The organism is Streptomyces sp. NBC_01485 (genome assembly GCF_036227125.1).
Classification (GTDB): Bacteria; Actinomycetota; Actinomycetes; order Streptomycetales; family Streptomycetaceae; genus Streptomyces.
The window spans coordinates 8828870-8849710 of sequence record NZ_CP109435.1; the positions used below are offsets into that span (position 1 = coordinate 8828870).

A 20841-nucleotide genomic window follows, 5' to 3' on the forward strand; every position below is an offset into this window, starting at 1 on the left:
GCACTCGGGACACGCGTGCTACGGGGTCACGTCCGTGACCCTCCAGCGCTGGTTGGCATTGGAGTTGGCCAGCCACGTCGTGACGGCCGCGCCCTCGTTGGTCGCCTGGCCGCCGACTTCGAGGAGGCGCCCGGTGGCCGCGTTGACCAGGGTCCACGTCCCGTCACCGGTGGTCGACATGGTCCACTCGGTGGCCGGGTCCTGCTTGCCGGTGTCCGGTTCGATCACCGGCACGTTGTCGCGGACGGCGAGGCGCTTGCCCTCGGCCGGGTTGGCGAAGACGTAGCGCTGGCGGGCGCCCTTCTCGCCGTGCCGGGCGTCCAACTGCCACTCCTGCGCGACGGTGCCGTTGGCCGAGCCGAGGACCAGGTTCGTGCCGCCCGCCGAGACGGTCACCGCCTTGCCGCTCTGCACGCCGGTCAGCGTGTACGAGTGGCCCTTGCTGAACAGGCCCGCGTTCTTCGCGACACCCGAGACGCCCTTGACGGCGAAGGAGGTCACGGACTGGGCCGGCACGGTGTACGTGGCCTTGCCGTCCACGACCTTGACCGGGGCCTGCTGCTTGAGCTTGCCGTCGGCGCTGGTCACGGTCGGCGTGACGGTCGCGTTGCCCTTGACGGTGCGGAACTTGCCCAGGTCGATGGTGACCGTACGGGCCGCGGTGGTGGAGTTGACGTGGACGAGAGAGGCGCCCTTGCCGTCCGCGGTCACGGCGGCGGCGCTGGAGGTGTCGTCCACCTTGATCAGCTTGTCGCCGGGCTTGATGAAGTGCGTGAAGTTGCGCGCGGTGTCGAACTTGGTGTTCGTGAAGATCGGGCAGGACTGGAGCGTGTCCGCCTTGGCGCAGCTGAACGGGAGCTGGATGGAACCCCAGTTGCCGCCCTTGGCGGTCTCGCCGCCCGGCTTCATGTTGTCGTAGTCCTCGACCGGCTGCCAGAACACCCAGGCGGTGGGCTCCAGTTCGCGCAGGTCGTTCACCATCTGCTGGGCGAGCCCGAGGCCCGGCCGCATGTCGGTGAAGCTCTGCCCGTCGCCCCAGTCGCCCTCGACCTCGCTCATCCACAGCGGCTTGCCGGCGGCCTTGGCGAGGTCGCGCACGGTGGTGCGCTGCCCGGTGCCGTAGGTGTGGACGTTCATCTGGTCGACGAGGTCCCTGGACGCCTGCGAGTACGCGTTCCAGTTCGTCGCGAAGAGCGACGGGTTGGTCTCGTCCATCGCCGATATCCCGGCCTTGACCTTGGCCTTCTTCAGCGCGGGCGCCAGCGCGGCAAGCACCCTCTGCTGGAGCTCGGGGCCGATGTGGGCGCCCTCCTGGCGGCCGCCGACGGGCTGGCCGTCCGCGCCCAACTGGGTGCCCCAGTAGCCGGTGTTGGGCTCGTTGAAGGGGTCGATCGTGTCGACCTTGATGCCCTCGGCCTTCTCCAGCCGCTTCGTCGCCCCCGCGAGGTAGGCGGCGAAGTCGTCGACCGAGTCGGCCTTCAACTGGTCGGCGTTGGCGTCGAAGCCGCCGGACACGTACCCGCTGTTCGTCATGAACCACGGCGGGGAGTTGCTGAACGTCTCCCAGTGGGTGATGTCCTTCTTGATGTGGTCCACCCACCAGCGCTGGGTGGCGTCGGCGTCCTTGTTCCAGTCGGCCGGGTCGTCCGCGCTCCACCAGTCGGTGTCCTCGCGGGTGGTGCCCGCAGGAGCCTTCCACCAGCCCTCGACCGCCCCGCCGGCCCGCAGATAGTCCTTCACGTCCGGCGCGTTGCCGCCGCCGATGTTGTAGCGGGCGATGTTCAGCGCGAGACCGTCGTCGCCGAAGAGCAGCTTGGCGAGCTTCTCGCGGACCGCCGGGGGATAGTCGCCGGTGGCGTTGGCGAACCAGACCAGGCTGGTGCCCCAGCCCTCGAACTTCTCCTGCTGGTACGACGGGTCCGGCGTCACGGTGACGGCGGCCTCGGCGTGCGCCTGCACGGGGACGCTGAGCAGGGCGGCCCCGCTGGCCAGCGCGGTGAGTGCCGCGGCCCCGAGGGACCGTCTGCTACGGATACGGCGTGCCATCTGTGCTCCCAACTGCGGTGCGGTCGCTGTGGTGGGCCCCTCCCGCCACGCGGGCAGGAGGGGATGGCCCCCGGCCCGGCTGCGCGCCGGGCCGAGGAGTCATGGGGTGCGGGTCGTGCGTGGGTTCAGCTGCCGGGCTGTCGCAGTACGGCGACCTCGCGCGGCCCGAGGACGAGGGCGCCGGGGGCGCCGTCCGCGCCGCCGATCAGCACCTCGCCGTCCAGTCCCGGCACCGGCACCGCGCTGTCGGTCCGGTTGACCAGGAACAGGAACCGGCCCTCGGCGCCGCGCCGGACGGTCAGCTCGACCAACCCCTGTGCGCTCGACGGCAGTTCACTGCTGACACCGGTCGGCTCCAGCAGCCGCGGCAGCAGCGAGCGCAGCCCGTCCACGCCGAGCCGGGTGGAGACGTACGAGGCCGAACCGCCGCCCGTCGGCCGCCGGGTGACGGCGGGACGTCCGGCGTGCACCCCGGTGCGGTAGTGCGCCAGGACGTCGGTGTCGGCGTCGGTGACGGTGATCCGGTCGGTCCACAGGCTGCCCGAGGTGGCGTCGTCCAGCTCCACACTCTCCCCGGCGAGCAGCGGACCGAACTCCTCGATGCGGATGCCGAGCAGGTCGCGCAGCGCGCCCGGGTAACCGCCGAGCCAGACATGGTCGTTCTCGTCGACGATGCCGGAGAAGTACGTGGTGACGAGGTGGCCGCCCTGCTCGGCGTAGCGCGTCAGCTCCTTGGCCAGCTCGGCCGGCACGACGTGCAGCACGGGCGCGACGAGCACCTGGTGGCGGGATAGGTCGGCGCGGGTGGTGACGAGGTCGGCGCGGATGCCGAGGGCGAGGAGCGCCGAGTACCAGTCGAGCGCCTCCTGCCGGTAGTCCAGCAGGGCGGTGGGGTGGGAGTCCTGCTCGCTGGCCCACCACGACTGCCAGTCGTAGAGGATGCCGACGGCCGCCGGCTCCCGCTCCGAACCCGCCACCGGGGCGAGGGACTTGAGCTTGGCGCCGAGGTCGGCCACGGCGCGGAAGAGGTCGCTGTCCTGGCCGGCGTGCGGGACCATCGCCGAGTGGTACTTCTCGGCGCCGGCCGCCGACTGCCGCCACTGGAAGAAGCACACCGCGTCCGCGCCGTGCGCCACGTGCAGCAGCGAGTCACGGGCCAGGTCGCCGGGCCGCTTCGCCACGTTGACGTGCTGCCAGTTGACGGCGCTGGTGGACTGCTCCATCAGGAACCACGGCCGGCCGCTCGCGATGCCGCTGACGAGGTTCGCCGAGAACGACAGCTCGTCGCGGTCCTGCGGGCCGGGGTGCACGTAGTGGTCGTTGGAGACGAAGTCGATCTCGCCCGCCCAGTCCGGGTAGTTCATGCCCTTGGTGCCGCCCATCACCATGAAGTTGGTGGTGACCGGGACACCGGGCGTGATCTCCCGCAGGATCTCGCGCTCCGCGACGAGGTGGTCCTTCAGCGCGTCCGACGAGAACCGCTTGAAGTCCAGCTGCTGGGTGGGGTTCGGGTGCGAGGCGGCCAGCCGCGGCGGCAGGATCTGCTCCCAGTCGCTGTAGCGCTGCGACCAGAACGCCGTGCCCCAGGCGTGGTTGAGGGCGTCGAGGCTGCCGTAGCGGGCGCGCAGCCAGACGCGGAAGGCGCGGGCCGCGTCGTCCGAGTAGTCGTAGATGTTGTGGCAGCCCAGCTCGTTGGAGACATGCCAGGCGACCAGGGCCGGATGGTCCTGGTAGCGGCCGGCGATCTCCCGGACCAGCCGCAGGGCGTGCTCGCGGAAGACGGGCGAGGTGGGCCGCCAGTGCTGGCGGGCGCCCGGCCAGAGCGTCTCACCGTTCGCCGTGACCGGCAGGATCTCCGGGTGGGCGGTGCTGAGCCAGGGCGGCGGGGAGGCGGTGGCGGTGGCCAGGTCGACGCCGATGCCGCCCGCGTGCAGCAGGTCCATGATCTCGTCGAGCCAGCCGAAGTCCCAGGTGTCCGGGCCCGGTTGGATCCGGGCCCAGGAGAAGATCCCCACGGAGACGACGGTGACGCCGGCCTCGCGCATCAGCCGGACGTCCTCCTCCCACACGTCCCGGGGCCACTGCTCGGGGTTGTAGTCGGCGCCGTAGGCCAGACGCGGAGCGGGGTCACCGTCCGCCCCGCGCAGCATGCGGGACTGGAGGGTGGAGATCATGGCGGTCCTTCCGAAGGTGGTGCACGGGGGCGGCGCGGCCCGGGAGCCGCGCCGCCCGGCGTTTTACTGCGTACCGATCACTGCGTACCGACTGCTCGCCGATGGCCCGCCGACTGCCTCTCGGGCTGTCTACCGGCTGTCTCCCGGCTGCTGTTCGGCTACTTCTCGATGGTGAAGCCCTGCTCCTCGCCGTACTTGACCGAGGCCTCCTGCCAGGTCTTCAGACCGTCCGCGAGCTTGGTGCCCGAGACGTAGGCCTTGCCGACGGTGTCGTTGAAGATCGAGTTGGCGTACTGCTGGAAGGGCAGGTACGACCAGTCCGAGGCGACGTTCGCGGCCGACTCGGCGAAGATCTTGTTGGCCTCCTGGCCACCGAAGTAGTCGAACTTGGTGTTCTGGAACTCGGTGGACTTCAGCTCCGCGGTGGTCGCCGGGAAGGCGCCCTGCTTGACGCGGGTCTGCACACCGTCACCGGCGTTCGCGTACTCGACGAAGGCGTAGGCGAGTTCCTTGTTCTCGGCCAGCGCGGGCACGGTCAGCGAGCTGCCGCCGTTCTCCGCGCTCGCCTTGTCGCCCTTGGTCCAGGCCGGCATCGGGGCCGCGCGCCAGTCACCCTTGGCGCCGGGCACGCCGGACGCGAAGTTGGCGGGCATCCAGGCGCCGCTGGCCAGGGTGGCGATGGTGCCGTCGCCGAGGCCCTTGTACCAGTCGTCGGTCCAGCCGTTGATCGGCGAGACGAGCTTCTCGTCGAGCAGCTTCTGCCAGGTGTCCGTGTACTTCTTGGCGCCCGCGTCCGCGAAGTCGATCTTCACCTTGGTGCCGTCGACCTTGTACGGACGCGAACCGGCCTGCCACAGCATGCTGGTGGTGAAGCCCGCGTCGCCGGCGTCGTTGGCGATGTAGACCTTCGGGTCGGCCTTGTGCAGCTTGCGGGCCGCGTCGACGTACTCGTCCCACGTGGTCGGGACGGCGATCTTGTACTTGTCGAAGACCTTCTTGTTGTAGAACAGCGCCATCGGGCCGGAGTCCATCGGCAGGCCGTACACCTTGTCACCGTCGCTCACGGCGTTCCACGGACCCGGCGTGTACTTGGACGCCAGCTTGTCGGCGCCGTACGGGGCGAGGTTCGTCAGACCCTTGGTGAGGGAGTACTGGCCCAGCGCGAAGTACTCGACCTGCGCGACGTCGGGCACGCCCTTGCCGGCGGAGATGGCGTTCGACAGAGCGGTGTAGTGCTTGTCGCCGGACCGCTCGCTGACCAGGTTGATCTTGACCTTGGGGTACTTCTTCTCGAAGTCGGCGGCGACCGTCTTGAGCGTGGGCTCCCAGGACCAGACCGTGACCGAGCCGCCCTTCTTCAGGGCAGCCTGGACGTCAGAGGCGGAGACCGCCTTCGTGTCGGAGCTGTCGTCCGAGCTGCCGCAGGCGGTGGCGCCCAGGGCGAGCGTGGAGAGGAGGGCCATGCCGCGCAGCAGGCGGCCGGTCTTTCTGCGCATGGAGGTGCTTCCACTTCTTCGTGGGTGGGACAGGTGAGGGTGGGGGTCGCACAAAAGCGGGGCTGAACGTGGGGCTTGGGGGCGGCCCGGGGGCCGCGGGGTCACTCCTTGACGCTGCCGGCGGCCAGACCCGACTGCCAGTACTTCTGGAGCAGCAGGAACGCGGCGATCAGCGGCAGGATGGTGAGCAGCGAACCGGTGATCACCAGGTTGAAGATCACGTCACCGCCGATGGTCTCCGCCTGGGAGTTCCACGCGCTCAGGCCCAGGGTCAGGGGGTACCAGTCCGAGTTCTTGAGCATGATCAGCGGCAGGAAGTAGTTGTTCCAGGTGGCGACCGTGGTGAACAGCAGCACGGTCACGATGCCGGGGGAGAGCAGCGGCAGGGCGACGGTGAAGAAGGTCCGCGCCTCGCCGGCCCCGTCGATGCGGGCGGCCTCGAGGAGTTCGGTGGGGATGGCCTCGGTGGCGAAGACCCACATCAGGTAGAGGCCGAACGGCGAGACCAGCGACGGGATGATCACCGCCCAGGGGGTGTCGGTCAGGCCCATCTTGCTGAACATCAGGAAGGTGGGCACCGCCAGCGCCGTACCCGGGACGGCCACCGCGCCGATGACGACGGCGAAGATGCCCTTCTTGCCGGGGAAGTCGAACTTCGCCAGCGCGTAACCGCCCAGCACCGCGAGGAGGGTCGCGCCGCCGGCGCCGAGCACCACGTACATCAGGGTGTTCAGCAGCCAGCGCGTGAACACGCCGTCGTCGTAGGTGAACGTGTCACGGATGTTGTCCCACAGGGCGAAGTCGTGGGCGAACCACAGCCCGTTCGAATCGGCCAGGCCCGCCTGGGTCTTGGTGGCGTTGATGAGCAGCCAGACCAGCGGCACCACGGTGTAGACGACGACCAGGGTGGCCAGCACGGTCAGCAGCACGCTGCGCTTGGGACGCCCGGCGCTGTGCTTGCGGCCGGCGGTGCGCAGCCGGGGCGCGGACCTGCCCGGGCCGGCGGGCTCGGCGGGTGCGGGCGGGGAGGCGGTGGTGAGAGGGGTGCTCATCGGGTCACGCTCCCTTGCGCATGCCGCGCAGCTGCACGACGTAGGCGATCACCATGGTGATCAGGCCCATGATGATGGCCACCGTCGCGGAGTAGTTGTGCTGCTGGCCGTTGAAGGACAGCGAGTACGTGTAGAAGTTCGGGGTGAAGTCGGTCGTGATGGCGTTGCGTGCCAACGGCCGCAGGATGTTCGGCTCGTTGAAGAGCTGGAAGCTGCCGATGATGGAGAAGATCGTCGCGATGACGAGGGCGCCGCGGATCGCGGGCAGCTTGATCGCGGTGATGACGCGGACCTGTCCGGCGCCGTCGATCTCCGCCGCCTCGTACAGCGAGTGCGGGATGACGCGCAGCGCCGAGTAGAAGATCAGCATGTTGTAGCCGACGAACTCCCAGGTGACGATGTTGCCGATCGACGCCAGCACCAGGTCGGGCGAGAGCGGGTTGGGCAGCGTGACGCCGAACGCCTCGTTGATGTCGCCGACCAGGCCGTACTCCGTGCCGTACATGAAGCCCCACATCAGGGTGGCGACGACGGCGGGCACCGCGTACGGCAGGAAGATCGTGATGCGGAAGAAGCTCTTGCCGTAGAGCCGTCCGCTGTCCAGCGCGAGGGCCGCCAGCAGGGCGATGCCGAGCATGATCGGCACCTGGACCGCGAGGAACAGCGACACCCGGCCGAGGGAAGCCCAGAACTGGTCGTCCTTGATCGCCTGGGAGTAGTTGTCCAGGCCGACGAACTGGTTTCCGCCGATGAGCTGGTCGCGGAAGAGGCTCAGGTAGATCGAATACACGATCGGGGCCAGGAAGACCAGGGCGAACACGGCCACGAAGGGACCGATGAAACCCCACCCCGTCCAGGAGCGGCGATCCCGTTTCGCCGGAGGAGGTGCCGGCCGCGGCTCGGCGGCCACCGGCGGTTGCAGCGTCGTCATGTCGTTCCTCGCTCGTCCAGTCCTGGAGCCGGCGGCGTTGCGCGGAGATGTCCGGACGCCCGCCGCCACCATGATGTTTGCGTAAACATCAGCCACGCAAGGGGCTCGATGAGCTGTTATGTTTACGTAAACATCTGATGGCGGCATGTCTACACTGCGCCGATAACGAAGGTCAAGGGTCCTCTGAGGAGACCGTCGGGGAGACTGTGACACCCGGGCCGACAGAGAGGTGGCACACCGAGTGGACATGGCTGAAAGAACACCCGCGAAGGTGCCGAGACGCCCCCGGGGCCCCCGGACCACGGCCTCCATGGCGGACGTCGCACGGCTCGCCGGGGTGTCCTCGCAGACCGTCTCCCGGGTCTCCAACGGTTACGCGGGTGTGAACGAGGAGACCCGGCGGCAGGTGCTCGCGGCCATGAAGGAACTCGGCTACCGGCCCAACAGCGCCGCGCGCGCGCTCAAGCGCGGGGAGTTCCGCACCATCGGCGTCATCACGTTCACGCTGTCCACGACAGGCAACGTGCGCACCCTGGAGGCGATCGCCACGTCGGCGGCCGCCGAGGGGTACGCGGTGACGCTGCTGCCGGTGGCCGTCCCCACCACCGACGAGGTGCGCGGTGCGTTCTCCCGGCTGGAGGAACTGGCCGTCGACGCGGTGATCGTCATCATGGAGGTGCACCTGCTGGACGCGGCGACCGTCAAACTGCCGCCGCACGTCCAGGTCGTGGTCGTGGACTCCGACGCCGGCGACCACTACACGGTCGTCGACACCGACCAGGCCGGCGGCACCCGCACCGCCGTCCAGCATCTCCTCGACCTCGGGCATCGCACCGTCTGGCACCTGGGCGGCCCCGAGGGCTCGTTCGCCGCGCAGCGCCGCGCCGACGCCTGGCGGGCCGCCCTCACCGAGGCGGGCCGCACCGCGCCGCCCCTCGTCAGGGGCGACTGGTCGGCGGACTCCGGCTACCGGGCCGGCCTCGAACTCGCCGCCCGCGAGGAGTGCACGGCCGTCTTCGCCGCCAACGACCAGATGGCCCTGGGCCTGCTGCGCGCCCTGCACGAACGCGGACGCCGGGTGCCGGAGGACGTCAGCGTCATCGGCTTCGACGACATCCCCGAGGCCAGCTCCTTCCTGCCCCCGCTCACCACCCTGCACCAGGACTTCGCCGAGGTCGGCCGCCTCTGCGTCCAGGCGGTGCTGAACACGATGCGCCCGGACGGCTCGGAGCACGGCACGACGCTCGTGCCGACGCGGCTGGTGGTACGGGACAGCACGGCGCCGCCGCCCGTGCCTCCGGCGGTTCGCTAGGGGGTTGCTGGGGAGCTTGGCCGCGATGTCGCCCGGGGTGGGTTGGGGCACGTTCGGGGTTCGCCCCAGCGCATGGGTGCGGGCGAGCGTGGGCCGCGCCGCACGGGTCCGCTGCCGACTACGGCTTCAGGCGCCCGCACAAGGGACGTTCTGCTGCTTCAGGTCCCCCACGGCATCGGCGCGGGCGAGTGTGGGCCGCCGTCCGAGCCCGGCGCCGTCGATCGCGGCTTCAGGTGGCCGTGCCGGGAGCGTTCCGCTCCTTCGGGTGTTCGCCCACTGCGCGGGCCGCTGTCCGCCAGGCCACCGTGACGGCCAGCCGGGCCGCCCTCGTGCCGCTCTCCGTCTCCGCGGGCAGGCGCAGCGGTGCGCCCAGGTGGACGTGGCAGTGGGGGCGCCGGACCGGGGCCGTCAGCGTGCCCGCCAGTTGCTTCGCGGCCGACCCCGACGCGATCCGCCGGGCGCCCGCGTGGCCCACCGGCACGACCAGCGCGCCGGTCGCCTGCGCCAGGCGGGCGAGGCCGGTGCGGAACGGCTCCGGCGCGCTGGGCGCCGCGTCCCGGCGGCGCGGCAGCCCGCCCTCGCCGTAGAGGAGCACGTGCCGGCCGCCGGCCAGCGCCTCGGCGGCGGCGTCGAGGGCCAGCGCCGCGTGGGCCGTCCGGCGGTGGACCGGTATGTGCCCCTCGCGGGTCAGCGCCCTGCCCAGCAGCGGGATGCGCCACAGCCCCGCGGTGGCCATGACCACCGGCTCCAGTTCGAACCGCCGCAGCGCGGTCATGACGACGGCGGGGTCGGCCATGGAGTCGTGGTTCGCCACGAAGATGGTCCCCGCGGGCAGACGCAGCTTGATCTCACTGGTGACGGTGAGCCGCCCGAAGAACGGCGTCAGGGCGATGACGGCACGGCTGAACACGAGGGAGCCTCCGGTAAGGGCGGGTCGGAGCCCCAGTGTCGTCGCGCGGGGACGACCCGCGCCTGAGTACGGCTACTCAGATCCCGGCGTGATCGGCACCCGGTCGCGGGCATCGGCGGCGGCTGATCGGTGCCCGGCCGCAGGCGGCGCTGAATCCACCGGGCCGAATCCACCGTGCCGCTGGACCCGCCGGGCCGCCGGACCCACCGGCCGGTAACCGGCCCGTACTCGCGGACAACCGCTCCCACAAGGGAAGATGGGACCGTAGGTCAATGGTCAACCGACGTGGAGGAGCGGGCACATGCAGCACGAGCGAGCGGGCCAGGCGGCCGGCCCCGAGGATCTCGTCGACGTCGCCCGGCTGGTCACCGCGTACTACGCGCTGCACCCCGACCCGGCCGACCCGGGACAGCGCGTGGCGTTCGGCACCTCGGGACACCGGGGCTCGTCGCTGAACACGGCGTTCAACGAGGACCACATCGCCGCGACCAGCCAGGCCATCTGCGAGTACCGCGCGGCCCAGGGCACCGACGGCCCCCTCTTCCTCGGCGCCGACAGCCACGCCCTGTCCGAGCCCGCCCAGGTCACCGCTCTGGAGGTGTTCGCCGCCAACGGCGTGACGGTCCTCGTCGACAGCGCCGACGGCTACACGCCCACGCCCGCCGTCTCGCACGCGATCCTCACCCACAACCGGGGCCGCACCGCCGCCCTCGCCGACGGAGTGGTGGTCACCCCGTCGCACAACCCGCCCGCCGACGGCGGCTTCAAGTACAACCCGCCGAGCGGCGGCCCCGCCGGCTCCGACGCCACGTCCTGGATCCAGGACCGCGCCAACGAGATCATCGCGGCCGGAATGAAGGACGTCCGGCGCGTCCCCTACACCCAGGCCCTCGCCGCGCCCACGACCGGCCGCTACGACTTCCTCGGCACGTACGTCGCCGACCTCCCGAGCGTCCTCGACCTGGACGCGATCCGCGCCGCCGGCGTCCGTATCGGCGCCGACCCGCTGGGCGGGGCGTCGGTCGCCTACTGGGGCCGGATCGCCGAACAGCACCGCCTCGACCTCACGGTGGTCAACCCGCTCACCGACCCCACCTGGCGTTTCATGACGCTCGACTGGGACGGCAAGATCCGCATGGACTGCTCGTCGCCGTACGCGATGGCCTCGCTGATCGGGCAGCGCGACCGGTTCGACATCGCCACCGGCAACGACGCCGACGCCGACCGGCACGGCATCGTCACCCCGGACGCGGGCCTGATGAACCCCAACCACTACCTGGCCGCCGCCATCGCCTACCTCTACGCGCACCGCGAGCAGTGGCCCGCCGCGGCGGGCATCGGCAAGACGCTGGTGTCGTCCTCGATGATCGACCGGGTCGCCGCCGACCTCGGCCGCCGGCTGGTCGAGGTGCCCGTCGGGTTCAAGTGGTTCGTGGACGGGCTGGTCGACGGCTCGCTCGGCTTCGGCGGCGAGGAGTCGGCCGGCGCGTCCTTCCTGCGTCGCGACGGCTCCGTCTGGACCACCGACAAGGACGGCATCATCCTCGCGCTGCTCGCCTCCGAGATCACGGCCGTCACCGGGAAGACCCCGTCGCAGCACTACACCGCCCTGACGGAGCGGTTCGGCGCGCCGGCCTACGCCCGTATCGACGCCCCCGCGAGCCGGGCGGAGAAGGCGCTGCTCGCCAAGCTCTCGCCCGCGCAGGTCACCGCCGACACGCTGGCGGGGGAGGCGGTCACCGGCGTGCTCACCGAGGCCCCGGGCAACGGCGCGGCCATCGGCGGCATCAAGGTGACCACCGCCAACGCCTGGTTCGCGGCCCGCCCGTCGGGCACCGAGGACGTCTACAAGATCTACGCCGAGTCGTTCCTCGGCCCCGACCACCTCGGCCGCGTCCAGGAGGAGGCCAAGGACGTGGTCGACGCGGCACTGGGCGACTGAGGCCAAGCCGGCCAGGCGCCGGTCAGGAGGCGGACGGCGTGGTGCGTGGCCGGTGGCGCGTACCGCGTCCCGCCGGGTGCGGTGCCGTGCCCACGGAGACCAGCGAGTACGAAACGGTCTCGATCCGGGGCGCGGCTCGGGCCGGGGGAGCGGTGCGGCAATCATGGGGCCATGCAGCGGCCCGTCCCCCCGAGCACGCCCGAATGGTTCACGGTCGACGACTCGACGCTGAACGTCGCGCTCGTGTACCCGATGCAGGGGCCCGCCGGGGTGTTCGGCCCCACCTGCGAGACCTGCGCCCGGCTGGCCGCCGAGGAGGTCAACAAGGCGGGCGGCGTGCTGGGCAAGGAGCTGCGGCTCCTGGAGGTCGACGGGGGCGCCGAACCGCGGCAGGTCGCGGAGGACGTGGAGGCCCTGGTGGCCACGGGCGTCGTACAGGGGGTCACGGGCTGGCACATCTCCTCGGTGCGGCAGGCGATGGCCCCGCGCATCGCCCACCGGGTGCCGTACGTCTACACCGCGCTCTACGAGGGCGGCGAGCGCACCGACGGCGTCTACCTCACCAGCGAGACCCCCGCCTCGCAACTGCTGCCCGCCATCATCGCGCACGAGCGCCTGAGCATCGCGAACATGGTCCGCGCCCCCAAACCCAAACCCGACACCGAGAATCCCGGCGCGTTCCTCCCGAATGGAGCCGCCGCGAAGGCCGGCCTGAATAAGAGCATCCACGACGCGGGTTGGGGGGTGTTCCTGGGCATCCTCGCGCACAAGGCTGAAAGCGCCGGTCGCAAGCTGATCCCGGTGGACCCCCGCAACACCTCCCGCACCTGCCCCGCCTGCGGGCACGTGTCCGGCGAGAACCGCACCACACAAGAGAAGTTCGAGTGCACCCAGTGCGGTCACACCGCCAACGCCGATCAGGTCGGCGCACTCAACGTCGCTGTCAGGGCCGGGCTGGTCCTTCCCGACGTGGCCTAGCCGCCGACAGGAGAAGCCCCCCGGATTTATCCGGGGGGAGGAGTCACGGACTTCCACGGGCAGTACGCCGACCGCTTCGGCGTGAGCGCCCCGACGCCGGGGAGCCTCGGCGAATTCTGCCACGAGGGCGTCCTGTTGCTCGCGGCGCTCATCGAACGGGCCCGCACCCTCGACGTGTCCGCCATCGGCGCCGCCGCCGTCTCCTACGAGGGTCCGCGCGGCCTGCTGAGGCTGGACGGCCGGCACGTGCGCCAGCGCATCCACCTGGCCCGCGCGGACGGGCTCGACTTCAACGTCCTCGCTCAACTGCGCGCTCCGCACGCGTTGTTGTGACGTCTCCTCGTGCCGTGACGCCCCCTCCGTCCTCCAGCACCCCGGCCAGCCGGTCCAGCCGCTCCAGCAGGCCCGCCGGCCGTCCGCCCCGCTCCTCGCCCTCGTCCTCTTCCAGGAGCAGCGGCTCCAACTCGGCCCAGTCGGCCCGTACTTCGCGGAGCAGTCGCTGCCGACGATGCATGCCCCGAGGGGTGAGGCAGGCCAGGACGCGGCGCCGGTCCGCGGGGTCGACGCGGCGGAACACCAGGTTCTGGTCGACGAGTTGGTCGATCAGCTTGGTGGCGCTCGGGGCAGGCAGGAAGGCGTGGTCGGCGACGGCCGTCATGTGGTGACCCTGCCCGTCCGACAGCAGGTCCAGGACCCGCCACGCCTCCACCGAGCAGTCGAACTCGTCCAGCACGGACTGGAGTCGGCGGACGGCGAGGCGCTCGGCCCGGGTCAGCAGACGGAGCAGTTCCAGGGGCCGCCTCGCCATCGCAACTCCTCCGCTCGAAGTCCTGGTCCCCCGTGCGGGGTTGGCGGGAGCCTACCGGAAAGGCGAAAAGATCCTTTCCTCGGGAAGTAACAATGCCCGCGATATTACTTTCGTCAGAAACTGTTCTTCAATTGCGCGGAAACGCGGGGGAAACAGTTTCCTCGCAGGCTGGGCGCGCTTCTTCCGTTCCTCTCCCCAGAGTCCTTCAGCGTCCTCAGTGTCCTTCCGCTCTCTTCGCACCGCCCCTCGGGGCATGGAGGTTTCCTATGTCCGGGCTCAGCATCAGCAGACGAGGCCTGTTGGCCGGCATCTCGGCCGTCGGCGCCTCCGCCGCGCTCAGCGCCTGTGGCGCCAAGACCGGTGACAGCGCCTCGACGGACGGGGCCGGAGCCTCCGCCGACACCTCCGGCAGCACGGTCAAGGTGGGTCTGCTGAACTCTCTGTCGGGCACCATGGCCATCAGCGAAGTCACCGTCCACAACGCCCTGTTGCTCGCCATCAAGGAGATCAACGCGGCCGGCGGTGTGCTCGGCAAGAAGCTCAAGGCCGTCAGCCAGGACGGCGCCTCCGACTGGCCCACCTTCGCCGAGAAGGCCGAGGCGCTCATCAAGGACGACAAGGTCGCGGCCACCTTCGGCTGCTGGACCTCGGCCAGCCGCAAGGCCGTCAAGCCGGTCTTCGAGCGGTACAAGTCGCCGCTGTTCTACCCCGTGCAGTACGAGGGCCTGGAGGAGTCGCCGTACATCTTCTACATCGGCGCGACCACCAACCAGCAGATCGTCCCGGCCCTCGACTATCTCAAGAAGCAGGGGCTGACCAAGCTCTATCTGGTCGGCAGCGACTACGTCTTCCCGCGCACCGCCAACAAAATCATCAAGGCGTACGCGAAGGCCAAGGGCATGACGGTGGTCGGCGAGGACTACGCGCCGCTCGGCTCCACGGAGTTCGGCACCATCGTCAACAAGGTCAAGGACTCCGGCGCGGACGCCGTGTTCAACACCCTCAACGGCGACAGCAACGTGGCCTTCTTCAAGGAGTACAAGTCCTCCGGGCTCACCGCCAAGAGCATGCCGGTGCTGTCGGTCTCCATCGCCGAGGAGGAGGTGAAGAGCATCGGCACCCAGTACCTCCAGGACCAGTTGACCGCCTGGAACTACTACGAGACCACGCCCGGCGCGGCCAACACCAAGTTCGTGGCGGCCTACCAGGCCGAGTACGGCAAGGACAAGCCGACGAGCGACCCGATGGAGGCCGCCTACATCTCCGTCCACCTCTGGAAGGCGATGGTTGAGAAGGCGGGTTCGTTCGACGTCGCCAAGATCAAGGCGGCCTCGGACGGCATAACCTTCGACGCCCCCGAGGGCAAGGTCACCGTCGACGGCGCGAGCCAGCACGTCTACAAGACGGCCCGGATCGGCAAGGTCGGTGCGGACGGTCTGATCACCGAGGTCTGGAACTCGGGCAGCCCGATCAAGCCGGACCCGTACCTCAAGGGCTACGACTGGGCCGCCGGCCTGTCCTGATCCCCGGCCCCTCCCGGTGGGACCCGGCCCCGACCACGGGGCCGGGTCACGCCCATGGCATGCCCGCACTCCCGTCCCCGACCAGGAGCCGCTTCATGACGGTCATCCTCAACCAGTCCTTCACCGGCATCAGCATCGGCGCCGTCCTCCTGCTCATCGCGCTCGGCCTGACCCTGACCTTCGGTCAGATGGGCGTGATCAACATGGCGCACGGCGAGTTCATCATGACCGGCGCCTACACCACGTACGTCCTGCAGAAGTCGATCAGCAGCGCCGGCGTCTCCCTGCTGGTCGCCCTGCCCGTGGCCTTCCTGGTCGCCGGCGCCATGGGAGCGCTCCTGGAGTGGCTGCTCATCCGGCGCCTGTACACCCGCCCGCTGGACACCCTGCTGGTCACCTGGGGCGTCTCCCTGATGCTCCAGCAGCTCGCCCGGGACGTCTTCGGCGCCCCCAACGTCCAGACCCACGCCCCCGACCTGCTCACCGGCAACATCTCCATAGGCGGCGGCGTCACCTTCGCCAACAGCCGCCTGTTCATCCTCGGCCTCGCCCTGCTCTGCGTCCTGGCCCTCACGCTCATCCTGCGGCTCACCCCGCTGGGCCGCCGGATCCGGGCCGTCGTGCAGAACCGCGACCTCGCCGAGGTGTCCGGCATCGCCACCGGACGCGTCGACCGCATGACCTTCTTCATCGGCTCGGGCCTCGCGGGCGTGGCCGGCGTCGCCCTCACCCTCGTCGGACCGATCGGCCCGACCATGGGCACCAACTACATCGTCGACGCCTTCCTGGTCGTCGTCGTGGGCGGCATCGGACAGCTCAAGGGCAGCGTGATCACCGCGTTCGCCCTCGGCGTGCTGCAGTCGGTCCTCGAGTACTCGACGACGCTCAGCGTCGCGAAGGTCATCGTGCTCGTGGCGATCGTCGCCTTCCTCCAGTGGCGACCCCAGGGCCTGTACACACTGCGCACCCGGAGCCTGGCATGACGACAACGACCCCCACGGCGACCCCTGTTCCGCTGCTGGAACGCCTCCGCGTACCCGGCGCCTTCGTCCTCGGCGCCGCACTCCTCCTCGGCGTCGCCCCGTTCGCCCTCTCCGACTTCCGGCTCTCCCTCCTCGCGAAGTACCTCTGCTACGCGATCGTCGCCGTCGGCGTCAGCCTCGCCTGGGGCCGGGGCGGGCTCATGGTGCTCGGCCAGGGCGTCTTCTTCGGCCTCGGCGGCTACGCCATGGCCATGCACCTCAAGCTCGCCGACGCCGCCGCCACCGGCGAGACGCTCCCCGACTTCATGCAGCTCTACGGCACCGGCGACGCCCTGCCCTGGTGGTGGAAGCCGTTCGCGAACCCGGGGTTCGCGCTCGCCATGACCGTGCTGCTGCCCATGGCGGTCGCCGCGGTGCTCGGCTTCTTCGTCTTCCAACGCCGGGTCAAGGGCGCCTACTTCGCGATCCTCAGCCAGGCCCTGGCCGCCGCCCTGTCCATCTGGCTGATCGGCCAGCAGGCCACCACCGGCGGCACCAACGGCCTCACCGACATCCAGGGCTTCTTCGGCTACTCGCTGGACGACCCCGTCAACCAGCGGATGGTGTACTTCGTCATCGCCGCCGTCCTGCTCCTGCTGATGGCCGCCGCACGCCAGTTGTTCGTCAGCCGCTACGGCGAACTCCTCATCGCCGTACGGGACTCCGAGGAGCGGGTGCGCTTCCTCGGCTACAACCCGGCCAACGTCAAACTCGTCGCGTACGTCGTCGCGGCCGGCATGGCGGGTCTGGCCGGCGCCCTCTTCGTGCCGGCCGTCGGGATCATCTCGCCGGCGCTGATCGGGATCGTGCCGTCCATCGGCTTCGTCATCGGCGCGGCGGTCGGCGGCCGGGCCTCGCTGGTGGGCGCGGTGCTCGGCGCGATCGCCGTGGCCTGGGCGCAGAGCACGCTCTCCGACGCCTTCCCCGCCGCGTGGACGTACCTCCAGGGGCTGCTGTTCGTCCTGGCGGTCGGCTTCCTGCCCGGCGGCCTCGCCTCCCTCGGGGCCCTGCGAGGACGCCGTACCCGTACCGCCAGCCGTACCGCCACCACTCGCACGACGGGAGAGACAGCATGAGCGGCGAGGGACTGACCGTCCGCGATCTGCGGGTGACGTTCGACGGGTTCACCGCCGTCGACGGCGTCGACCTGGACATCCGCCCCGGCGACCTGCGCTTCCTCATCGGCCCGAACGGCGCGGGCAAGACCACCCTCGTCGACGCGGTCACCGGCCTGGTGAAGGCCACCGGCTCGGTCCGCTTCGGCGACCAGGACCTGCTGGGCCAGCCGGTGCAGAAGATCGCCCGGCTGGGGATCGGCCGGACCTTCCAGACGGCGACGGTCTTCGAGGAGCTGACCGTCCTGCAGAACCTGGACATCGCCGCCGGCGCGGGCCGCGGGGTGTGGACCATGCTGCGGCGCCGCAAGGACGTGCCCGAGCCGGTCGGTAAGGCCCTGGAGACCATCGGCCTGACCGGCCTGCGCGACCGCCCCGCCGGGGCGCTGGCCCACGGGCAGAAGCAGTGGCTGGAGATCGGCATGCTGCTGGTCCAGGACGTCAAGCTGCTCCTCCTCGACGAGCCGGTCGCCGGCATGAGCCACGACGAACGCGAGGCCACCGGCGAGCTGTTGCAGCGGGTGAGCGCGGACCACACGGTCGTCGTCATCGAGCACGACATGGACTTCATGCGCTCCTTCGCCCGCAGCGTCAGCGTCCTGCACGCCGGCAAGGTCCTCAGCGAGGGCTCCGTCGCCGAGGTCCAGGCCGACGCCGAGGTCCAGGAGGTCTACCTCGGCCGCGTCTGCGAACCCGAGCCCACCCCCGCAGCTGTCGCCGAGGAGGCGTGACGTGACGTCCATGCTGGAGATCAACAACGTCCGGGCGGGCTACGACCGCACCACCGTCCTGCACGGGGTGACCGTGACGGTGCCGAAGGACGGCGTCGCGGCCGTCCTGGGCCACAACGGCGCCGGCAAGAGCACCCTGCTGCGCGCGGCCATGGGCCTGATCAGGCCGACCGGCGGGACCGTCCGGCTCGACGGCGAGGACATCACCCGCCTCGCCCCGCACCAGCGCGTCGCGCGCGGGATGGCGTACGTCCCGCAGGGCCAGCAGTCCTTCCCGCACCTCACGACAGCGGAAAACCTCCAGCTCGTCGCCGACGGCCGCCCCGAAGGGCGGGAGGCGATCGCCGAGGCGCTGGACCTGTTCCCCGTCCTGCGCGAGCTGTCCGGGCGGCGCGCCGGTCTGCTCTCCGGCGGGCAGCGCCAGCAGCTCGCCATCGCCCGGGCCCTGGTCACCCGGCCGCGGCTGCTCCTGCTCGACGAACCGACCGAGGGCATCCAGCCCTCCGTCGTCGCCGAGATCGAGGAGACGATCCTGGCCCTCGCCCGGCGCGGCGGACTCTCCGTCCTCCTCGTCGAACAGCACGTCGGCTTCGCCATGCGCGCCGCCCGGCACTACCACGTCCTGGAGGCGGGCCGCGTGACCTCCTCCGGCGAGGGCGGCACGGACGCCGAGCAGACGGTACGGGCGGCACTCAGCGTGTAGTCGGACGTTCGGACGTTCGGACGTTCGGGCAGCCGGGCAGTGGGGTCGGGCGGGAGCCGACCCCTGATGCTCCCAGCCCTGGGCCGCTATCATCCTCTAAAGGTAAAATGTGAGGTTTGCCCGCTGGGGCGGCCCTCCCGACGAGCTGCCGTCCCGCCGGAGTGATCAATGTCCCGCAAGCGCCCCACGGACGACGGCGACGAGCTGCTGGCCAGGCTCGGTTCGCTGACCGCCCAGGCGCGCGAGCGCGCGGAGCTGCAACGCTCCCGCGTCGAGCTGGCCCTCGCCCTCCAGCGCGGCATGCTGCCCAGGGACCTGCCCGTGGCCCCCGGATTCCGCCTGGCCGTGAAGTACGCGCCCGCCTGCCACGGCCTCAACGTGGGCGGCGACTGGTACGACGCCTTCACGATGCCGGACGGGCGCATCGGCCTGTCCATCGGCGACGTCCAGGGCCACAACATAGAGGCGACCGCGTTCATGGGGCAGGTCCGGGTCGGCCTGCGCGCCCTCGCCTCCGTCACCGGCGAGCCCGGCGAGCTCCTCGCCCGGACCAACGAGCTGCTCCTCTCCCTCGGCAGCGATCTCTTCGCCACCTGCACCTTCATGCGGCTCGACCCCGCCACCGGGTTCCTGGAGAGCGCCCGGGCCGGGCACGTCCCGTGCGTGTGGGCCACGGCGGACGGCAAGTCCGGTGTCGCCGAGGACGAGGGCGGACCGCCCCTCGGGGTCCAGGGCGGCATGGACTACCCGGTCACCCGGTACCGGCTCACCAAGGGCGGAGTGTTCGTGCTGCTCACGGACGGTGTGGTGGAGGGACCGACGCTGAGCGTCGAGGAGGGCCTCGACCAGGTCGTACGGCTCGCGGGCGTCGCCGCCGTCGCGGGCATGGACGCGGGCCCGCTCGCCGCCGCGGTGATCAAGGGCGCGGAGCGCGTCGGCCACGAGGACGACGCCGCCGTGCTCGTGGTGCGGCACGACGGACTGGTGGGCCCGGAGGTCCCCCGGGTTCAGCCATAGGGCCGGACCCGGCGTCTCTCGCCTCGCCGACGCCGCCGCGCCGGTGTCTGATGGCTGCTGTGGTGGGTACCCCGGATCTGCGCCGACCAGCCGTCTTCGCCGTCGAGACGCTGGCTGTCGCCCTCTGCTACTACGCGGCGGGGCGGCTGGGACTCATGCGGGAGCTCGTCGTCGAGGGCGCCGTCTTCACCCCCATCTGGCCGCCCACGGGCGTGGCGGTGGCCTGCCTGCTGATCTTCGGTCTCCGCTCCTGGGTCGGCATCGCCCTCGGAGCCCTCCTCGTGATCATGTTCCTGACCCCGCTACGGCCCGTGGTGATCGGCAACCTGGTGGGCAACACCGCCGCCCCCGTCTGCGCGTACCTCATGCTCCGCAGGGTGGGCTTCCGCACCGACCTCGCCCGTTTACGGGACGGCCTCGCCCTGGTCTTCCTGGGCGCCCTCACCGCCATGCTGCTCAGCTCGACGATCGGCGTCGGTCTGCTGGTGCTCACCGACCGGCTCGCCGAGCACAGCTTCTGGCCCGTCTGGCTGGCCTGGTGGGTCGGCGACGCGATGGGCGTGCTGATCGTGACCCCGGTCCTGCTCGTCCTGCACACGGTGCGCAAACCCCTGCGCCTGTCCCACCTGGCCCGCTGGAAAGAGGCCTCGGGGCTGGCCCTGATCGCCTGCGCCCTCGTCCCGCTGGCCACGCACAGCCCCGTCAGCCTGCTGTTCCTCGTCTATCCGCTGCTGATCTGGGCGGCGCTGCGGTTCCAGCTCGCCGGCAGCATGCTGTGCGCCCTCTTCACGTCGGTCATGGCCACGATCGCGGCGACGGACGAGGTCGGCCCCTTCGAGAGCCTCACCCGCGTCGAAGTGATGATCAAGCTCCAGGCCTTCAACGGGACGATGGCCCTCACCGCGCTGCTGCTCTCCGCGGTGATCGCCGAGCAGCGCAACACCAGACGCTCCGTGGAACGCGCCTGCCAGGAACTGGTCGAGGTCCTGGAACACCTCACCGCGGGCGAGACCCCACCCGGCCGGCCGACGAAGGAGACGGAGCGCTGAGCAGCTCCGGCCGGTCACCGGGCGAGGGCCTC

The 20841-nt window shown here is 70.7% G+C and carries 17 protein-coding genes and 1 pseudogene; 11 read left to right on the forward strand and 7 right to left on the reverse strand.

Annotation, left to right across the window (positions count from 1 at the left end):
* Positions 1 to 18 precede the first annotated feature (18 nt).
* The 5 genes from OG352_RS38585 to OG352_RS38605 form a co-directional block, all read right to left on the reverse strand.
* Positions 19 to 2046 (reverse strand): glycoside hydrolase, encoded by a 2028-nt coding sequence (locus OG352_RS38585; RefSeq protein WP_329223370.1) that lies wholly within the window; start codon positions 2044 to 2046, stop codon positions 19 to 21.
* Positions 2047 to 2171: 125 nt separating this feature from the next.
* Complete coding sequence (locus OG352_RS38590; protein ID WP_329223371.1) at positions 2172 to 4220, reverse strand: beta-galactosidase; 2049 nt, start codon at positions 4218 to 4220, stop codon at positions 2172 to 2174.
* Positions 4221 to 4378: 158 nt separating this feature from the next.
* Positions 4379 to 5716, reverse strand: a complete 1338-nt coding sequence (locus tag OG352_RS38595; RefSeq protein ID WP_329223372.1) for an ABC transporter substrate-binding protein — start codon at positions 5714 to 5716, stop codon at positions 4379 to 4381.
* A 101-nt stretch (positions 5717 to 5817) separates the two neighbouring features.
* Positions 5818 to 6768 carry a carbohydrate ABC transporter permease gene (locus tag OG352_RS38600; protein WP_329223374.1) on the reverse strand — a complete coding sequence of 317 codons (951 nt, stop codon included), beginning with the start codon at positions 6766 to 6768 and terminating at the stop codon, positions 5818 to 5820.
* A gap of 4 nt (positions 6769 to 6772) precedes the next feature.
* Positions 6773 to 7699 carry a carbohydrate ABC transporter permease gene (locus OG352_RS38605; RefSeq protein ID WP_329223375.1) on the reverse strand — a complete coding sequence of 309 codons (927 nt, stop codon included), beginning with the start codon at positions 7697 to 7699 and terminating at the stop codon, positions 6773 to 6775.
* A gap of 310 nt (positions 7700 to 8009) precedes the next feature.
* On the opposite strand from OG352_RS38605, the gene OG352_RS38610 reads away from it, so the two are divergent.
* Entirely contained in the window at positions 8010 to 9011 is a 1002-nt protein-coding gene (locus tag OG352_RS38610; RefSeq protein ID WP_443072460.1) for a LacI family DNA-binding transcriptional regulator, read from the forward strand.
* A gap of 229 nt (positions 9012 to 9240) precedes the next feature.
* Here the strand turns inward: OG352_RS38610 and OG352_RS38615 are convergent, their stop codons facing one another.
* On the reverse strand, positions 9241 to 9921 hold the full coding sequence (locus OG352_RS38615) for a lysophospholipid acyltransferase family protein (RefSeq protein ID WP_329223379.1): 681 nt from the start codon (positions 9919 to 9921) through the stop codon (positions 9241 to 9243).
* Positions 9922 to 10222: 301 nt separating this feature from the next.
* Between OG352_RS38615 and pgm the strand changes: the two genes are divergently transcribed.
* From pgm to OG352_RS38630, 3 genes and pseudogenes are all read left to right on the forward strand, one after another.
* A complete protein-coding gene (pgm, locus tag OG352_RS38620) occupies positions 10223 to 11863 on the forward strand; it encodes a phosphoglucomutase (alpha-D-glucose-1,6-bisphosphate-dependent) (protein ID WP_329223380.1) in 1641 nt (546 codons plus the stop codon).
* A gap of 171 nt (positions 11864 to 12034) precedes the next feature.
* Complete coding sequence (locus tag OG352_RS38625) at positions 12035 to 12841, forward strand: ABC transporter substrate-binding protein (protein ID WP_329223381.1); 807 nt, start codon at positions 12035 to 12037, stop codon at positions 12839 to 12841.
* Positions 12842 to 12886: 45 nt separating this feature from the next.
* A pseudogene (locus OG352_RS38630) lies at positions 12887 to 13174 on the forward strand (hypothetical protein); the annotation flags it as partial.
* On the opposite strand, the gene OG352_RS38635 reads toward OG352_RS38630, so the two are convergent.
* On the reverse strand, positions 13131 to 13649 hold the full coding sequence (locus tag OG352_RS38635) for a MarR family winged helix-turn-helix transcriptional regulator (RefSeq protein ID WP_329223382.1): 519 nt from the start codon (positions 13647 to 13649) through the stop codon (positions 13131 to 13133). The pseudogene OG352_RS38630 and the gene OG352_RS38635 sit on opposite strands and share 44 nt — an antisense overlap.
* Before the next feature lie 266 nt (positions 13650 to 13915).
* Here OG352_RS38635 and urtA point away from each other — a divergent pair, with 266 nt between their 5' ends.
* The 7 genes from urtA (at position 13916) to OG352_RS38670 (ending at position 20809) form a co-directional block, all read left to right on the forward strand.
* A complete protein-coding gene (gene urtA / locus OG352_RS38640; protein ID WP_329223384.1) occupies positions 13916 to 15172 on the forward strand; it encodes an urea ABC transporter substrate-binding protein in 1257 nt (418 codons plus the stop codon).
* Positions 15173 to 15267: 95 nt separating this feature from the next.
* Entirely contained in the window at positions 15268 to 16155 is an 888-nt protein-coding gene (urtB, locus tag OG352_RS38645) for an urea ABC transporter permease subunit UrtB (RefSeq protein ID WP_329223385.1), read from the forward strand.
* Positions 16152 to 17270 carry an urea ABC transporter permease subunit UrtC gene (gene urtC / locus OG352_RS38650; RefSeq protein ID WP_329223386.1) on the forward strand — a complete coding sequence of 373 codons (1119 nt, stop codon included), beginning with the start codon at positions 16152 to 16154 and terminating at the stop codon, positions 17268 to 17270. The genes urtB and urtC overlap by 4 nt, the downstream gene beginning before the upstream one ends.
* A complete protein-coding gene (gene urtD / locus OG352_RS38655) occupies positions 17267 to 18040 on the forward strand; it encodes an urea ABC transporter ATP-binding protein UrtD (RefSeq protein WP_329223387.1) in 774 nt (257 codons plus the stop codon). The genes urtC and urtD overlap by 4 nt, the downstream gene beginning before the upstream one ends.
* 10 nt (positions 18041 to 18050) lie before the next feature.
* Entirely contained in the window at positions 18051 to 18743 is a 693-nt protein-coding gene (gene urtE / locus OG352_RS38660) for an urea ABC transporter ATP-binding subunit UrtE (protein WP_329224152.1), read from the forward strand.
* A 168-nt stretch (positions 18744 to 18911) separates the two neighbouring features.
* Positions 18912 to 19760: a PP2C family protein-serine/threonine phosphatase gene (locus OG352_RS38665; protein ID WP_329223388.1), complete on the forward strand. Its 849-nt coding sequence runs from the start codon at positions 18912 to 18914 to the stop codon at positions 19758 to 19760.
* A 50-nt stretch (positions 19761 to 19810) separates the two neighbouring features.
* A complete protein-coding gene (locus OG352_RS38670; protein ID WP_329223389.1) occupies positions 19811 to 20809 on the forward strand; it encodes an MASE1 domain-containing protein in 999 nt (332 codons plus the stop codon).
* Positions 20810 to 20841 lie beyond the last annotated feature (32 nt).

Excerpts from the sequence above, each read along its gene's own strand:
- OG352_RS38600 (WP_329223374.1), bottom strand. The coding sequence starts at position 6,768 with ATGAGCACCCCTCTCACCACCGCCTCCCCGCCCGCACCCGCCGAGCCC.
- OG352_RS38605 (WP_329223375.1), bottom strand. The coding sequence starts at position 7,699 with ATGACGACGCTGCAACCGCCGGTGGCCGCCGAGCCGCGGCCGGCACCT.
- OG352_RS38625 (WP_329223381.1), top strand. The coding sequence starts at position 12,035 with ATGCAGCGGCCCGTCCCCCCGAGCACGCCCGAATGGTTCACGGTCGAC.
- OG352_RS38595 (WP_329223372.1), bottom strand. The coding sequence starts at position 5,716 with ATGCGCAGAAAGACCGGCCGCCTGCTGCGCGGCATGGCCCTCCTCTCC.
- OG352_RS38635 (WP_329223382.1), bottom strand. The coding sequence starts at position 13,649 with ATGGCGAGGCGGCCCCTGGAACTGCTCCGTCTGCTGACCCGGGCCGAG.
- urtB (WP_329223385.1), top strand. The coding sequence starts at position 15,268 with ATGACGGTCATCCTCAACCAGTCCTTCACCGGCATCAGCATCGGCGCC.
- urtE (WP_329224152.1), top strand. The coding sequence starts at position 18,051 with ATGCTGGAGATCAACAACGTCCGGGCGGGCTACGACCGCACCACCGTC.
- OG352_RS38670 (WP_329223389.1), top strand. The coding sequence starts at position 19,811 with ATGGCTGCTGTGGTGGGTACCCCGGATCTGCGCCGACCAGCCGTCTTC.
- pgm (WP_329223380.1), top strand. The coding sequence starts at position 10,223 with ATGCAGCACGAGCGAGCGGGCCAGGCGGCCGGCCCCGAGGATCTCGTC.
- urtA (WP_329223384.1), top strand. The coding sequence starts at position 13,916 with ATGTCCGGGCTCAGCATCAGCAGACGAGGCCTGTTGGCCGGCATCTCG.
- OG352_RS38665 (WP_329223388.1), top strand. The coding sequence starts at position 18,912 with ATGTCCCGCAAGCGCCCCACGGACGACGGCGACGAGCTGCTGGCCAGG.
- OG352_RS38585 (WP_329223370.1), bottom strand. The coding sequence starts at position 2,046 with ATGGCACGCCGTATCCGTAGCAGACGGTCCCTCGGGGCCGCGGCACTC.
- OG352_RS38610 (WP_443072460.1), top strand. The coding sequence starts at position 8,010 with ATGGCGGACGTCGCACGGCTCGCCGGGGTGTCCTCGCAGACCGTCTCC.
- urtC (WP_329223386.1), top strand. The coding sequence starts at position 16,152 with ATGACGACAACGACCCCCACGGCGACCCCTGTTCCGCTGCTGGAACGC.
- OG352_RS38590 (WP_329223371.1), bottom strand. The coding sequence starts at position 4,220 with ATGATCTCCACCCTCCAGTCCCGCATGCTGCGCGGGGCGGACGGTGAC.
- urtD (WP_329223387.1), top strand. The coding sequence starts at position 17,267 with ATGAGCGGCGAGGGACTGACCGTCCGCGATCTGCGGGTGACGTTCGAC.